The sequence below is a fragment of the Pseudomonas arsenicoxydans genome (assembly GCF_006438915.1).
Taxonomy (GTDB): Bacteria; Pseudomonadota; Gammaproteobacteria; order Pseudomonadales; family Pseudomonadaceae; genus Aquipseudomonas; species Aquipseudomonas arsenicoxydans_A.
The window spans coordinates 190191-205187 of record NZ_RCZE01000001.1; the positions used below are offsets into that span (position 1 = coordinate 190191).

Annotated in this window: 12 protein-coding genes and 1 pseudogene; 9 read left to right on the top strand and 4 right to left on the bottom strand. The window is 59.2% G+C overall.

Annotation, left to right across the window (positions count from 1 at the left end):
• Positions 1-23 precede the first annotated feature (23 nt).
• The 3 genes from EAH78_RS00835 (at position 24) to EAH78_RS00845 (ending at position 2605) form a co-directional block, all read left to right on the top strand.
• Entirely contained in the window at positions 24-1619 is a 1596-nt protein-coding gene (locus EAH78_RS00835) for a GMC family oxidoreductase (protein ID WP_140664247.1), read from the top strand.
• Positions 1620-1734: 115 nt separating this feature from the next.
• The gene (gene coaD, locus EAH78_RS00840; RefSeq protein ID WP_140664250.1) at positions 1735-2214 is read left to right on the top strand and encodes a pantetheine-phosphate adenylyltransferase; all 480 of its coding nucleotides are present in this window, start codon (positions 1735-1737) and stop codon (positions 2212-2214) included.
• Positions 2215-2353: 139 nt separating this feature from the next.
• Positions 2354-2605 carry a YfhL family 4Fe-4S dicluster ferredoxin gene (locus EAH78_RS00845; protein WP_007945532.1) on the top strand — a complete coding sequence of 84 codons (252 nt, stop codon included), beginning with the start codon at positions 2354-2356 and terminating at the stop codon, positions 2603-2605.
• 147 nt (positions 2606-2752) lie between these two features.
• Here EAH78_RS00845 and EAH78_RS00855 read toward each other — a convergent pair whose 3' ends face one another.
• Genes EAH78_RS00855 through EAH78_RS00865 form a run of 3 tightly spaced genes read right to left on the bottom strand, consistent with a single transcriptional unit; the run spans position 2753 to position 4787 of the window.
• A complete protein-coding gene (locus EAH78_RS00855; protein WP_140664255.1) occupies positions 2753-3076 on the bottom strand; it encodes a multidrug transporter in 324 nt (107 codons plus the stop codon).
• Positions 3077-3130: 54 nt separating this feature from the next.
• Entirely contained in the window at positions 3131-3943 is an 813-nt protein-coding gene (gene mutM, locus EAH78_RS00860) for a bifunctional DNA-formamidopyrimidine glycosylase/DNA-(apurinic or apyrimidinic site) lyase (RefSeq protein ID WP_140664257.1), read from the bottom strand.
• 28 nt (positions 3944-3971) lie between these two features.
• Positions 3972-4787, bottom strand: coding sequence for an HDOD domain-containing protein (locus EAH78_RS00865; RefSeq protein WP_193560064.1), 816 nt, complete (start codon positions 4785-4787; stop codon positions 3972-3974).
• A gap of 364 nt (positions 4788-5151) precedes the next feature.
• On the opposite strand from EAH78_RS00865, the gene EAH78_RS00870 reads away from it, so the two are divergent.
• The 5 genes from EAH78_RS00870 (at position 5152) to ilvD (ending at position 12092) form a co-directional block, all read left to right on the top strand.
• The gene (locus EAH78_RS00870; protein ID WP_140664263.1) at positions 5152-6348 is read left to right on the top strand and encodes a class I SAM-dependent rRNA methyltransferase; all 1197 of its coding nucleotides are present in this window, start codon (positions 5152-5154) and stop codon (positions 6346-6348) included.
• Between the two features lie 425 nt (positions 6349-6773).
• A complete protein-coding gene (locus EAH78_RS00875) occupies positions 6774-7853 on the top strand; it encodes a SagB family peptide dehydrogenase (protein WP_140665609.1) in 1080 nt (359 codons plus the stop codon).
• Positions 7850-8827 (top strand): diiron oxygenase, encoded by a 978-nt coding sequence (locus tag EAH78_RS00880; protein ID WP_140664266.1) that lies wholly within the window; start codon positions 7850-7852, stop codon positions 8825-8827. Before EAH78_RS00875 ends, EAH78_RS00880 begins: the two co-directional genes overlap by 4 nt.
• Positions 8820-10004: an MFS transporter gene (locus EAH78_RS00885; protein WP_140664269.1), complete on the top strand. Its 1185-nt coding sequence runs from the start codon at positions 8820-8822 to the stop codon at positions 10002-10004. The genes EAH78_RS00880 and EAH78_RS00885 overlap by 8 nt, the downstream gene beginning before the upstream one ends.
• A 246-nt stretch (positions 10005-10250) precedes the next feature.
• Complete coding sequence (gene ilvD / locus EAH78_RS00890; RefSeq protein ID WP_140664272.1) at positions 10251-12092, top strand: dihydroxy-acid dehydratase; 1842 nt, start codon at positions 10251-10253, stop codon at positions 12090-12092.
• Positions 12093-12261: 169 nt separating this feature from the next.
• On the opposite strand, the gene EAH78_RS00895 is transcribed toward ilvD, so the two are convergent.
• Positions 12262-13317, bottom strand: a complete 1056-nt coding sequence (locus EAH78_RS00895) for a haloacid dehalogenase-like hydrolase (RefSeq protein WP_140664275.1) — start codon at positions 13315-13317, stop codon at positions 12262-12264.
• 242 nt (positions 13318-13559) lie between these two features.
• On the opposite strand from EAH78_RS00895, the pseudogene EAH78_RS00900 reads away from it, so the two are divergent.
• Positions 13560-14950: pseudogene (locus tag EAH78_RS00900) on the top strand (L-cystine transporter).
• The last annotated feature ends 47 nt before the right edge of the window (positions 14951-14997 follow it).

The window sequence follows — 14997 nt, forward strand, 5'->3', positions numbered from 1 at the left end:
AATAACAACAAGAGAACCTGAGAATGCCCGTACCCGACCCGTTCCGAGAAGGCCTGTCCCGTGGCTGGAAAACCTACAACGGTGCGCAACTGACCCAAGACCTGACCCTCGAAGCGGACATCGCGATCATCGGCAGCGGTGCCGGCGGCGGCACCACGGCGGAAATCCTCAGCGCGGCCGGCTACAAAGTGCTGCTGATCGAAGAAGGCCCGCTCAAGACCAGCAGCGACTTCAAGATGCTCGAAGACCAGGCCTACACCAGCCTCTATCAGGAAGGCATCGGGCGCATGAGCAAGGATGGCGCAATCACCATTCTTCAGGGCCGCGCCGTGGGCGGCACCACGCTGATCAACTGGACCTCGAGCTTTCGCACACCCGCCCCGACGCTCGAACACTGGGCCAAGGAGCACGATGTAAAAGGCCACTCGCCTGCCGAGATGGCGCCGTGGTTCGAGAAAATGGAACAACGCCTCGGCGTCGCGCCGTGGATGATGCCGCCCAACGCCAACAACGACGTGATCCGCAAAGGCTGTGAAAAGCTCGGCTACACCTGGCACGTCATCCCGCGCAACGTGCGCGGCTGCTGGAACCTTGGCTATTGCGGCATGGGCTGCCCGACCAACGCCAAGCAATCAATGTTGGTCACGACCATTCCGGCGACGCTGGAAAAAGGCGGCGAGCTGCTGTACCTGGCCCGAGCCGAAAAGCTGTCGATCAAGGACGGCAAGGTCACCGGCCTGCAATGCGTGGCGATGGACGACCGCTGCGCCGCGCCGACCGGGCGCACGATCACGGTCAAGGCGCGCCATTACGTACTGGCCGGCGGCGGGATCAACAGCCCGGCGTTGCTCTTGCGTTCCGATGCACCGGATCCGCACAAGCGCCTGGGCAAACGCACGTTCCTGCATTTGGTGAACATGTCCGCCGGGCTGTTCGACGAGGTAATCAACCCGTTCTACGGCGCGCCACAGTCGATCTATTCCGACCATTTCCAATGGCAGGACGGCACCACCGGCAAGATGTCCTACAAACTCGAAGTCCCGCCACTGCACCCGGCACTGGCGACGACCCTGCTCGGCGGTTTCGGCAAGGAAAACGCCCTGCACATGGAGCATCTGCCCCATACCCACGCGATGCTCGCGTTGTTGCGCGACGGTTTCCACCCGGACAGCCCCGGCGGCAGCGTCGAACTGCGCGGTGACAATACGCCGGTGCTCGACTATCAGGTCTCGCCCTACGCCTGGGACGGATTGCGCCGAGCCTTCCACAGCATGGCCGAGATTCAGTTTGCCGGGGGCGCCAACGCGGTGATGCCAATGCACGCCGATGCTCGCTACGTGAAAACCCTGGCTGAAGCGCGCACGTTGATCGATGGTTTGAGCCTTGAGTTGTATCGCACACGGCTGGGCAGCGCTCACGTGATGGGCGGTTGTGCGATGGGCGAAGACCCAAAAAACGCCGTGACCGACAGCCTCGGCCGGCATCACCAGCTGAGCAATCTGTCGATCCATGACGGCTCGCTGTTCCCCACCAGCATTGGCGCAAACCCGCAGTTGTCGGTGTACGGGCTGACAGCACAACTGGCCACTTCCCTGGCCGAACGTTTGAAAAACCCGTGAAAAGGGAGAATATTCCTATCGTCTATAGTGCTTTCTTACCCAACAGGCGACTTGGCCGACCGGGAAGGCTGCGATACCATCCGACTCCCCAACGGACTCCCGCCAGGACGACGCGATGAACCGAGTGTTGTACCCAGGTACCTTCGACCCTATTACCAAGGGCCATGGCGACTTGGTCGAACGCGCCGCGCGCCTGTTCGATCATGTGATCATTGCCGTCGCCGCCAGCCCCAAGAAAAACCCGTTGTTTCCTCTGGAACAGCGTGTGGAGCTGGCCCGCGAGGTCACTAAACATCTGCCGAACGTTGAAGTCGTCGGTTTCTCGACGCTGCTCGCGCACTTCGCCAAAGAGAAGGACGCCAACGTGTTCCTGCGTGGCTTGCGTGCGGTGTCGGACTTCGAATACGAATTCCAGCTGGCCAACATGAACCGTCAGCTGGCGCCGGATGTGGAGAGCCTGTTTCTTACGCCTTCCGAGCGTTATTCGTTCATTTCCTCGACGCTGGTCCGTGAAATCGCGGCGCTTGGCGGTGACATCACCAAGTTCGTTCACCCTGCGGTGGCCGACGCCCTCACTGAGCGCTTCAAGAAATAAAGCCGAGCACCGACTGTAGGAGCTGGCGAAGCCTGCCATCCGCAAAACGACGCGCCCGCGTGCACTGCGGGCGCCAATGCGGCACAATTGCGCGCATTGGTTTATTGCGCCAGGGCCTGCCGCCCTGGCTGGAGTTAGCATGTCCCTGATCATCACCGACGATTGCATCAACTGCGACGTCTGCGAACCCGAGTGCCCGAACGCCGCCATTTCCCAAGGCGAAGAGATCTATGTGATCGACCCGAACCTGTGCACGCAGTGTGTCGGCCACTACGACGAACCTCAGTGTCAGCAAGTGTGCCCGGTGGATTGCATTCCGCTGGACGAAGCGCATCCGGAGACTGAAGACGAGTTGATGGAGAAGTACCGGAAGATTACCGGCAAGGCTTGAATCACAGTTTTGTAGAGCCTGTTCGGGCCCCTTCGCGAGCAAGCCCGCTCCCACATTTAACCGAGTTCCTCCAGAGAAATACGGTCGAATGTGGGAGCGGGCTTGCTCGCGAAGGGGCCATCAGCAACACAGAAAATCCAACGGCCGTTACTCCTGCTGCTCAAACCCCTCCCCGATACACCCTAGACACCGCACAAACGCCGCTTTCGCCGGGTCAACCACCAGCGCCTGTCCCGCATCGCCGACTCCGCCACCCAGTGCGGTAAACGGCAACGACACCACAAAAACGCCAGCACCAATCACCGTCGCCACGACCAGCAACGGTCGGGCAATCAGCAAGTCACCGATCATGGCGTACGCCGGGGGATTCTGGAGGGTGTAGAGCGGGTCGCCGCTGCCATTGTTTGCTGCCAGCGCACAGGCATTGGCGCCCAGCAGCCAGATAACGACAAGGGTACGAAACAGGTTCATGGCACGGTCCTTATGCGAGGCAGTGAGAACACTGACTATAGACCGTGGGAGTTTTCAGCTCTGACAGCGGGGGCAAAAGACGCTGGCGCGCTGCCCGAGCTTCACATCCCGCAGTTCCGTGCCGCAGACCTTGCAAGGCTCATGGCCCCGGCCGTACACGAACAGTTCCTGCTGGAAGTAGCCCGGCTGACCGTCGCCGCCGATAAAGTCGCGCAACGTGGTACCGCCGCGTTCGATAGCTGCGGCGAGGATGCGCTTGATCTCGATCGCCAGTTTCAAATAACGCGCCCGGGAAATGCTCTTGGCTTCGCGGCGCGGATCAATGCCGGCGGCGAACAGCGCTTCGGTCGCGTAGATATTGCCGACGCCCACCACCACGGCGTTATCCATGATGAACGGCTTGACCGCCATGGAGCGCCCGCGAGACTGCTGGAACAAGCGCTCGCCGTCGAACAGGTCGGTCAACGGCTCCGGCCCCAGGCGGATCAACAATTCGTGGTTATACGGGTCGAGACTCCAGAGCATTGCGCCAAACCGTCGCGGGTCGGTGTAACGCAGCGCCAGACCCGATTCCAGTTCGATGTCCACGTGCTCATGCTTGGCTGCCGGCAAGCCGGCTTCCACCAGGCGCAAATTCCCCGACATGCCCAAATGGCTGATCAATGTGCCGACTTCGGCATTGATCAACAGGTACTTGGCGCGCCGTTCCACCAGCACGATACGCTGCCCGGACAACCGCACATCGAGGTCTTCGGGAATCGGCCAGCGCAGGCGCCGGTCCCGCACGATCACCCGAATGACCCGTTGGCCTTCCAGGTGCGGCGCAATTCCGCGGCGGGTGGTTTCGACTTCCGGCAGTTCAGGCATGGTGCACTCGAATCAGGCTATCGGGCACTCAGCGGTGAGCGCCGAGGTCGCGAATGGTTTGCTTGAGCGTCTCGAAGTCGTAATCCGAGAGGCCGACATAGTCGAGCACCAGATGCCCGATGCTGTTCCATTCGTGGTCTTCGTTCTGGTTGCCCAGCACTCGGTAGGACGCGCAAATGTGTTCGGCCATCTTGAGGATCGCCAGCAGGTTCTTGAGCTGCGCATTGCGCGACGACTCATCGCTGAAAATCGCCAGCGCATTGTGGTGATTAGCGATCGCAGCAGTGACGTGTTCTGGCAGTCGCCAAGACTTGGCGGTGTAGTAACCGACCACGGCGTGGTTGGTATTGAACACCCGGTTCTCGGTGTCCACCACCCGGCATTCGGCGCTGGCGTTGGCATACGCCTCCTCCAGAACCGTCATGTAGTTGGGGAAGCGCTGCAGCATCAACGGCACACCGCAATCGTGGAACAGGCCCAACGCGTACGCTTCATCGCCCGCCTGCGCGCCAATGCGCTTGGCCAGCGTCAGGCAGGTCATCGCCACGTCCTGAGCCGTGTCCCAGAAGCGGTTCAAGGTGACGATGGTGTCGTCATTCATCTCGCCCTTGATCGACTGGGCGTTGATCAGGTTGATGATCGAACGGCTGCCCAGCAGGTTCACCGCTCGCTGGATCGAGGCGATCTTGTTGCTCAAGCCGTAATACGGCGAATTGACGATCTTCAGCAACGCGCCAGAGAGGCCCGGGTCTTGGGAGATCAGCTTCGCGATCACTTCCAGGTCCGGGTCGGGCATGTATTGCTCCATCTGCAAATCCACCATGATTTGCGGCTGGGCGGGCACGCTGATGCCTTGCAGGGACTGTTGGATCTGTTCGGTAGTCAGCTCTTGGGACATAAGTACACACTCTGGGCCAGGCGCAGATTCTAGCTTCTAAAAGTTGGATCCGACACCTTGGAGGGTGGATCTGCCGAAGTTTCATCAAATCCCGGGCATGGCACATCCTCCTGTGGCGAGGGAGCTTGCTCCCGCTCGGCTGCGAAGCAGACGATTTCAGCGGATGCGGTTTTCCTGATTTACGGTGACAGCCGATGTCGGGACGGCTCCGCCGCCCAGCGGGAGCAAGCTCCCTCGCCACATGTCCACTTGTCAGCCTGTCCAGGACTTCAACACGCTATACTCCCGCTCTTTTTTCCGGAGCGACGTCATGTCCCTGCCTAGCCTGCGCCTCAAAGCCAACGCCGACCGTCGCCTGCGAAACGGCCACTTGTGGGTCTACAGCAACGAAATCGATGTCGCCGCCACCCCGTTGCACGGCTTCAAGGCCGGTGATCAGGCGATCCTCGAAGCCGCCGGCGGCAAGCCGCTGGGCATTGTTGCCATGAGCCCGAACAACCTGATTTGCGCCCGCCTGCTGTCGCGCGACATCAAGTTGCCGCTGGACAAGTCGTTGCTCGTTCACCGTATCAACGTCGCCCTTTCGTTGCGCGATCGCCTGTTCGACAAGCCGTTCTATCGCCTGGTCTACGGCGATTCCGACCTGCTGCCAGGCCTGGTGGTCGACCGTTTCGGCGACATCCTCGTGGTGCAGATCGCCTCGGCGACCATGGAAGCCCATAAAGAAGACGTGATCGCCGCGTTGACCCAAGTGCTCAAGCCAAGCGGCATTCTGTTCAAGAACGACTCTGCTGCCCGTGATGCCGAAGGCCTCAACCGCTACGTCGAAACCGTGTTCGGCCTGGTGCCGGAGTGGGTGGCGCTGGAAGAAAACGGCGTGAAATTCGAAGCGCCGGTCATGCAAGGCCAGAAAACCGGCTGGTTCTACGACCACCGCATGAACCGCGCACGCCTGGCCCCGTACGCCAAAGGCAAACGCGTACTGGACCTGTACAGCTACATCGGTGGCTGGGGCGTGCAAGCAGCCGCCTTCGGCGCCAGTGAAGTGTTCTGCGTCGATGCATCGGCCTTCGCCCTCGACGGCGTCGAGCGTAACGCCGCGCTGAACGGTTTCGCCGACAAGATGACCTGCATTGAAGGCGACGTGTTCGAAGCCCTCAAAGAGCTGAAAGCCAGTGAAGAACGTTTCGACGTGATCGTGGCCGACCCGCCGGCGTTCATCAAACGCAAGAAAGACATGAAGAACGGCGAAGGCGCCTACCGTCGCCTGAACGAGCAAGCCATGCGCCTGCTCAGCAAGGACGGCATCCTGGTGAGCGCTTCGTGCTCGATGCACCTGCCGGAAGATGATCTGCAGAACATTCTGCTGACCAGCGCCCGCCACCTGGACCGTAACATCCAGATGCTGGAACGTGGCGGTCAGGGCCCGGACCACCCGGTTCACCCGGCCATCGCCGAAACCCGCTACATCAAGAGCATCACCTGCCGCCTGCTGCCAAATAGCTGATTACGCCGGTTTGACGGGGAGCCGATCGGCTCCCCGTTCTATTATTCGAAATTAATTTCTACAACTTCCTACACTTGCAGTCGTTGCGACTTGCAGGACGTTTCTCCGTATTCTTTATTTAACACAATACGACTTACAAAATTTATTCACCCCCACGATTGATCCGACAAAACCACTCGAATATTCCTACTCAATATCTCCTTGATAAGAATTCATTACCAACTATGATTGAGTTGTCACATTGAAGTGACGCTCATTATCAATGACAAGGAGTTACAAACATGAAAGCAATTACTCTGGAAGCAAACGCCATCGCCAACCTGTCTTTCCTGGTTGCCCCGAAAGCCCGCTAAGTAAATAAAGCGCTGGGGAGTGCCGGCTACCCAGCGGTTTCCATGAAAACATTCCAGAGCAAAACGCCTATCATGCAGATAAACCCTCATCTCTTCATACTTCCACGCACGCCCGGCCAAATAGTTTGGGATTACAAAAACCACAAACAATACGAACTGGATCTAGAGTATTCAATCCGACTTGCAGAACTTATCAGCAACCCGGACAAATTCAGCAACAACAACAGCATAGACACACAACTTCTTGACGCAGGAATACTCTTATCATCAGCACCGGCCGTTATTGAGTGGGGCTGGGATGAACTGTCGAAAATATTCCATATCGGCACAAAGAACATTCCCTGCAAACATACGCCACAAGATATTCACGAGTGGTCAAGAGAGTATCTGGACCATTGCAACGAAGTTCTGGCCACACCGGTTCCCGGCACCAGGCTTGCCGATCGCCTCGCGGGTGAACTGATAACGCTGCCAAAACCTGCATGCCTGCCAGAAGGCACGTTGGCAAACACCCTGATCGACCGAAAAACCTGTCGCACCTTCACCGGGGACGCCCTCTCGCTTGAAGTGGTCAGCACGCTGCTCTACTTGTCGCTGGGCTACTTGCGAGAACGTGAAGACGCCATTGACGAAAACTGTGTTGAAGGACTTGGCGCCCGTCGTACCAGCCCCTCCGGCGGCGGGCTAAACGCCTGTGAAGGCTTCCTGCTTGTACAGAATGTCAACGGTCTGAACCCCGGGCTTTATGCCTACCTTCCAGCCGTGCATGCGCTGAGACTCGTCAACCCACTGCCCGGTCGACCGTTGGGGCAACTGCTGTGCGGGCAACACTTCATCAACAACCTGCCCGTGGGGCTGTTCATCACCAGTCGGTTCGACAAACTGTGGTGGAAATATGAACACTCACGTGCCTACCGCATGGCCTACGTTGAAGCCGGGCATATCTCCCAGACCTTCCAGTTGGTGGCCACTTCGCTGGGCCTGAACACCTGGCTGACCGGAGCACTGACGGACGATCAGGTTGAAACGCTGCTGGGACTCAATGACAGCCCGGAGCAGCCTTTGTTTTTTGTCGGTTGCGGCAACAGCGACGGGGGCGTGCTGTGCAAGGAACTGAAAACGCTGCTGAACCGTCAGGACTCGCCATCATGACCGACACGCTCCTCGAACAGGCAATGCTTCCCACTGGCTGGGCCGATCGTTTTACCCTCGGCGACTGGGATAACCGCGCCGCAGTGCGAACCAGCAAACACACCTATTTATTGCCGCCCGATATTGAACAGCAACTGGAAACCCGGCATTGGTTCCCGCCGGCCTTCCTGCCTTATTTGAATCACCCGGCCGTCAAAGACGCCGGTCGGGCGATCACCCATCGACTATCGGCCAATCATCTGGTGTATTTCCTCGACTACACGACCTTGCTCGAGCATCGCATCGTCAATCGATCTGTCGAAACCATCGTCCATGACGAACTCGGCGTGAACATTCCACAGCGGATGAAAAATGCTGCGCTGCAGCTCTACACCGACGAGGGTTATCACGCGCTCTTTTCCAACCGCCTCGCCGACCAGATTGCCGCGTTCTACGGCATGCTTGACCGGCCCGTCATGCCGCAGCGAATCACCCGGCTGCACGCCCTGCTCGAGCGCACACCTGACCGGCACAAGCCACTGGCCTGGTTCCTCACCGGTTTTGTCTGCGAGACAATCATCGCCAAGGATTTGCTCGACATCTGTCGCGATGCGTTGGTGGACGGCGTTCAGGAAATGCTCAGGGACCACCTAGCCGACGAAGCGCGACACAGTCGTTATTTCTGCGAAGTGTTCCATTATCTGTGGCTGCACCTGACCAGCGCCCAACGCCTGTTCTGCGCGGGTCTACTGCCGGAGCTCATTCGGGTTTTCTTTGAGGTCGATGAGCATTGGCTGAGGGCAAGTTTTCGCAGTGTCGGCCTCAGGGAGACAGCCTGTCTGGAAATCACCCAAGGACTGTCCGATGCGCAAGCCACCCTGCAACGGGCCCGCTCGGGCGCCAGCGCCACCCTGAGCGCCTTGAAAAACGCCGGGTTCTTCGATCTGCCTTACAACCGGCAACTCTTCACCAGAGCCGGGCTTCTTGATGAATAAAGTTATCGAAGCACCTCAGGTCAAAGAAGGCCGGGCCATGGTCATTCTGTTGATGACCATGACGCTGCTTGCTGTTTTCCCCCTCGACGTCGTGCTCCCGTCCTTTCCCGCGCTCTCCGACCACTTCCGCACTACGCCTGTCGATATAGCGTTGTCCGTCAGCCTCTTTGCCATTGGCCTGGCGTTTTCACTGCTGCTGTTCGGGCCGCTGTCTGACAGGTTCGGCCGCAAAAAACTGCTGCTAGGGGGAATTGCTCTGGCTGCCGTGGGTGCAACGGGGTGTTTGCTCGTCAGCGATTACACCTGGTTTCTGGTCTTTCGCGTTGTTCAGGCGATGGGCTGCGGGTCGTTTGCCTTGTCGCAGGCACTGGTCCAGGACCTGTTCTTCGGCCGCGAACTGGAACGACTACGAATCTGGATGGCAACCGCCGGCGGGATTTTCATATCCAGTTCGCCGCTGATCGGCACCTGGCTACAGTTGCATGTGGGCTGGCAGGGCAGTTTTTATGTTTTTATCGGCCTGGCCATTATTGTCTGGTTGAGGTCCTGCTTCCTGCTGAAGGAAAGCCGTAGCAGTGCTCCATCGTCCCGGCGATTCTTCGGCGCTTATTGGCTGCTGCTTAGCGATACCCGTTTTACGGGTTACTGGCTGATATCCGGTCTCGCTTTCGCCTGCCATTTCTCGTTCATCGTCATTTCACCACTCCTGTTCATGGAGCACCTGAACCTGTCAGCCTACCAGTTCGCCTGGGCGCTGTTGCTGTATGGCGCCGCGTACGTGGTCGGCGGGATTGTCGCCAGCCTCTTGCATCGCCATCTGGAGGGCGGACGGCAAATCAATATCGGCCTGGGCCTGATTGCGCTATCGGGCCTGGTGATGCCATGGCTGGTCTGGCAGTTTGGCCTGTCCGCCGCCACGGTTCTGATTCCCATGCTGATCTGTACCGCCGGCACCACCATTTGCCGCCCCATCGCCAACTCCAGGGCGATGAGCCTCTACCCCCAACATGCCGGTACCGCGACCTCGGCCGGCAGCTTGTTGATTTTCATGTGTGGCGGCCTGATCAGCGCCGTGATCAACCTGGCCAGCGCCTATCTGACCACGGCCCTGGCCGTGTGCTTTTTGATGTTGAGTGCGGTGGGTATCGGCTTGAACGTCGTGATCAATCGCCGATAACCCTGTCCACACGTCTTGTCAGCGCTATCTCCAAAGCGGCAGCCATTCCCTCCTGACGCCAGCCGTGTAGAATCGCGACATTCATCGCCAGTCATCCCCCGGCGGGTTTATGAGCTCAAGCTGAAGCGCGCGGCGATCCCGCAAAGTTATCGGCAACTTCCGGACACACGGCCATTTCTGAGTGTTCCAGTCGTCAATAGAAGCTCACTTCCCTTTTGATACCTGATTAGCCGCCCGGAGTGCTTCATGCCTGATTACCGCTCGAAAACATCCACCCACGGCCGCAACATGGCCGGCGCCCGCGCACTGTGGCGCGCCACGGGGATGAAAGATGACGACTTCAAAAAGCCGATCATCGCCATTTCCAACTCCTTCACCCAGTTCGTACCGGGCCACGTCCACCTCAAGGACCTGGGCCAACTGGTCGCCCGCGAAATCGAACGCGCCGGCGGTGTCGCCAAAGAATTCAACACCATTGCCGTGGATGACGGCATCGCCATGGGTCACGACGGCATGCTGTATTCGCTGCCGAGCCGCGAGATCATCGCCGACTCCGTCGAGTACATGGTCAACGCCCACTGCGCCGACGCCATCGTCTGCATCTCCAACTGCGACAAGATCACCCCCGGCATGTTGATGGCCTCTCTGCGCCTGAACATCCCGGTGATCTTCGTCTCCGGCGGCCCGATGGAAGCCGGCAAGACCAAACTGGCCAGCCACGGTCTCGACCTGGTCGACGCCATGGTGATCGCCGCCGACTCCAGCGCTTCTGACGAGAAAGTCGCTGAGTACGAGCGCAGCGCCTGCCCGACGTGCGGTTCGTGCTCCGGCATGTTCACCGCCAACTCGATGAACTGCCTGGTCGAAGCCCTGGGCCTGGCATTGCCGGGCAACGGTTCGACCCTGGCCACCCACAGCGACCGCGAGCAATTGTTCCTGCAGGCCGGCCGCACCATCGTCGAGCTGTGCAATCGTTACTACAGCGAGAACGACGAGTCGGTACTGCCGCGCAACATCGCCAACTTCAAGGCGTTCGAAAACGCCATGACGCTGGACATCGCCATGGGCGGCTCCACCAACACCATCCTGCACTTACTGGCCGCGGCCCAGGAAGCCGAGATCGATTTCGACCTGCGCGACATCGACCGCCTCTCCCGCCACGTACCGCAACTGTGCAAAGTCGCGCCGAACATCCAGAAGTACCACATGGAAGACGTGCACCGTGCCGGCGGGATCTTCAGCATCCTCGGTTCGCTGGCCCGTGGCGGCCTGCTGCACACCGACCTGCCGACCGTGCACAGCAAGACGTTGGCCGAAGGTATCGCCAAGTGGGACATCACCCAGACCGACGACGAAGCCGTGCATCACTTCTTCAAGGCCGGCCCGGCAGGCATTCCGACGCAAACCGCGTTCAGCCAGTCGACCCGCTGGGAAACCCTCGACGACGACCGTGAAAACGGCTGCATCCGCAGTGTCGAGCACGCTTACTCGAAAGAAGGCGGCCTGGCCGTTCTCTACGGCAACATCGCACTGGATGGCTGCGTAGTGAAAACCGCGGGCGTCGACGAGTCGATCCACGTCTTCGAAGGCAACGCGAAGATCTTCGAAAGCCAGGACAGCGCCGTACGCGGCATCCTCGCTGACGAAGTGAAGGCCGGCGACATCGTGATCATTCGTTACGAAGGCCCGAAAGGCGGCCCGGGCATGCAGGAAATGCTGTACCCGACGTCTTACCTGAAATCCAAAGGCCTGGGCAAAGCCTGCGCCCTGCTCACCGACGGTCGTTTCTCCGGCGGCACCTCCGGCCTGTCCATCGGCCACGCTTCGCCAGAAGCGGCAGCGGGTGGCGCGATTGGTCTGGTGCAGGACGGCGACAAAGTGCTGATCGACATTCCAAACCGCTCGATCAACCTGTTGATCAGCGACGAAGAAATGGCCGGACGTCGTGCCGAGCAGGATCAGAAAGGCTGGAAGCCTGTGGAAAAACGTCCACGCAAGGTGACCACCGCACTGAAAGCCTACGCCCTGCTGGCAACCAGCGCCGACAAGGGTGCCGTGCGTAACAAGGCGATGCTCGACGGGCTGTAAGCGTCAATCGCAGAAATAAAAATACCCCGCCAAGTGCGGGGCATTTTTGTTGTACTCGGTTAAATGTGGGAGCGGGCTTGCTCGCGAAAGCGGTCTGACATTCAACATTGATGTTGAAAGTTCCGGCCCCTTCGCGAGCAAGCCCGCTCCCACTTTAGATCTTCGGGGCTTACTGGATTTCTTCAGGCTTCACGATCACCCAATTCTTGTCCGCCGTAACCTCCAGCCCTTCCTTGGCTTGGGCCGCAGCGTTTGCGGCCATCATGCCGTTAATCTGAGTCATGTATTTGTCCTTGCGGTTGACCCACAAGTGGATGCCGCCCTTCTTCACGTCGACGCTGTGGAACAGCATGTAGCCGTCGCTGCTCGGGGTGTCGCCGCCGACCAGCACCGGTTTTTTCCACTGATCGATGTAGGTCAGGATCGCAGCCTGTTTACCGGCCATCCAGGTCGCCGGGGTCCACAGGTACGGGGTCAGTTCGAGGCCGAGGTTAGCCTTCTCGTCATACTTGCCCGCAGTGATCTGTTTACGCGCGGTGGTCAGCTCGCCGGTTTCGCGGTTCTTCAGCAGCGTGCTCACGCCGATCACGTTCTGCGGTTTGACGTTGTAACCGTACTTCGGATCTGCCGCGACCATGCGCACCAGCTCTTCGGAGGCGGCGGTCATCACGTAGACCTCAATGCCGTTCTCCATCAGCTTGTTGTACAGCTCGGCCTGGCCGGCGAAGACTTTCGGCGGGTTGACGTCGAGCTTCTTGACCACGTCGCCTTCGTAATAGGTGGCCGGAACCGGTTTACCGGAGGCCATCAACTCATCGACATAACCTTTGAGTTCTTTAAGCGTGAAGCCGGAGAACACTTGGGCGACCCATGGGTAACACACCATGTCGTCAATTTCGCAGAGACGGTAGTAGTAACTGAACAGGCTTTCCTTGTGGTCAGCGGTGTCCTTGAACGGAATCAGTTTCAGGGAAGGGTCGAGTTTGTCGCGGGTGATCAGGCCCTTGTTCTCCATGAATGGCAGTAACGACTCTTCGAGGTCGTAGCGGTAACTGGTGTTGTCCATGTCGAACACCGCGTAGTTACCTTTGTTGGCGTTGGCGGCAATCATTGCGTCCAGCGCCTTGGCCTGATCGGCCGGCCAGTGTTTCAAGTCGGTGGCGAATGCCTGGCCCGCAAGGCCCAGGCAAATGGCTGCAGCCAGCATTTTTGGTATGAATTTCATCTACGACTCTCCCTGAATGTGAAAGACATCGACGCTAACAAATAAGTGTGACAGTCCTCGTCTGTCAGCGACCGCTACCGTACACATCGCGCCAGCTGCATCCCTGACAGCGACACCGGCTTATTCCAAAAACGACAGTTAACCTCTGATTTTGATATTAATTCATTAGATATCAAGCTGTTAGGCTTGCCGGCTCGCGGCTGCACTGGAAGGTAGCCGGCACCTATCTGATCGGAGTTTTTATGAATCTGCCGCTGATCCTCAATCTGTTGGTGTTCCTTGCCCTGCTGTTTGGCCTGGCACAAACCCGCCATACCACCTGGAGCCTGGCGAAAAAAGTCCTGCTCGCCCTGGTGTTGGGCGTGGTGTTTGGTGTGGCGCTGCACACCGTTTATGGCACCGGCAATCCGGTATTGAAAACCTCGATCGGCTGGTTCGATCTGGTGGGCAACGGTTACGTGCAGTTGCTGCAAATGATCGTGATCCCGCTGGTGTTCGCCTCGATCCTCAGCGCCGTGGCCCGCCTGCACAACGCGTCGTCATTGGGCAAGATCAGCTTCCTGACCATTGGCACGCTGCTGTTCACCACCGCCATCGCGGCGTTGATCGGCATCGGCTTGACCAACCTGTTCGGCCTGACCGCCGAAGGCCTGGTGGCCGGCACCCAGGAAATGGCGCGCCTGCAAACCATTCAGACCGACTACGCCGGCAAGGTGGCGGACCTGAATGTGCCGCAGCTGTTGCTCTCGTTCACCCGCAAAACCCGTTTGCCGATCTGGCGCGCGCCAAGCCGACCTCGATCATCAGCGTGGTGATCTTTGCGGCATTTCTCGGCGTCGCCGCCTTGCAATTGCTCAAGGATGACGTCGAGAAAGGTCAGAAAGTGATCAACGCCATCGACACCCTGCAAGCCTGGGTCATGCGTCTGGTGCGTCTGGTGATGAAGCTGACCCCGTACGGCGTGCTGGCGCTGATGACCAAAGTGGTCGCCGGTTCCAACTTGCAAGACATCATCAAGCTCGGCAGTTTTGTGGTGGTGTCCTATATCGGCCTCGGCCTGATGTTTGTAGTCCATGGCGTGCTGGTGTCGGCAGCCGGGATCAACCCGCTGCGGTTCTTCCGCAAAGTCTGGCCGGTGCTGACGTTTGCGTTCACCAGCCGTTCGAGTGCGGCGACGATTCCGTTGAGCATCGAAGCGCAGACCCGCCGTTTGGGCATTCCGCAATCCATCGCCAGCTTCGCCGCGTCGTTTGGCGCGACCATTGGCCAGAACGGCTGTGCCGGTCTGTACCCGGCGATGTTGGCGGTGATGGTCGCGCCAACCGTGGGCATCAACCCGCTGGACCCGCTGTGGATCGCGACGTTGGTGGCGATTGTGACGCTGAGTTCGGCCGGTGTGGCGGGTGTGGGTGGAGGCGCGACGTTTGCCGCGTTGATCGTGCTGCCGGCGATGGGCTTGCCGGTGTCACTGGTGGCGTTGTTGATTTCGGTCGAGCCGCTGATTGATATGGGGCGCACGGCGCTGAACGTCAGTGGGTCGATGACGGCGGGGGCGATTACCAGCCAGATCATGCAGCAGACGGATAAAGAGTTGCTGGATGCGGATGAGCATTCGGAGTTGGCTCACGCCTGAGTCTTTTAGCGACCGGGCGGGCCTCATCGCGAGCAAGCCCGCTCCCA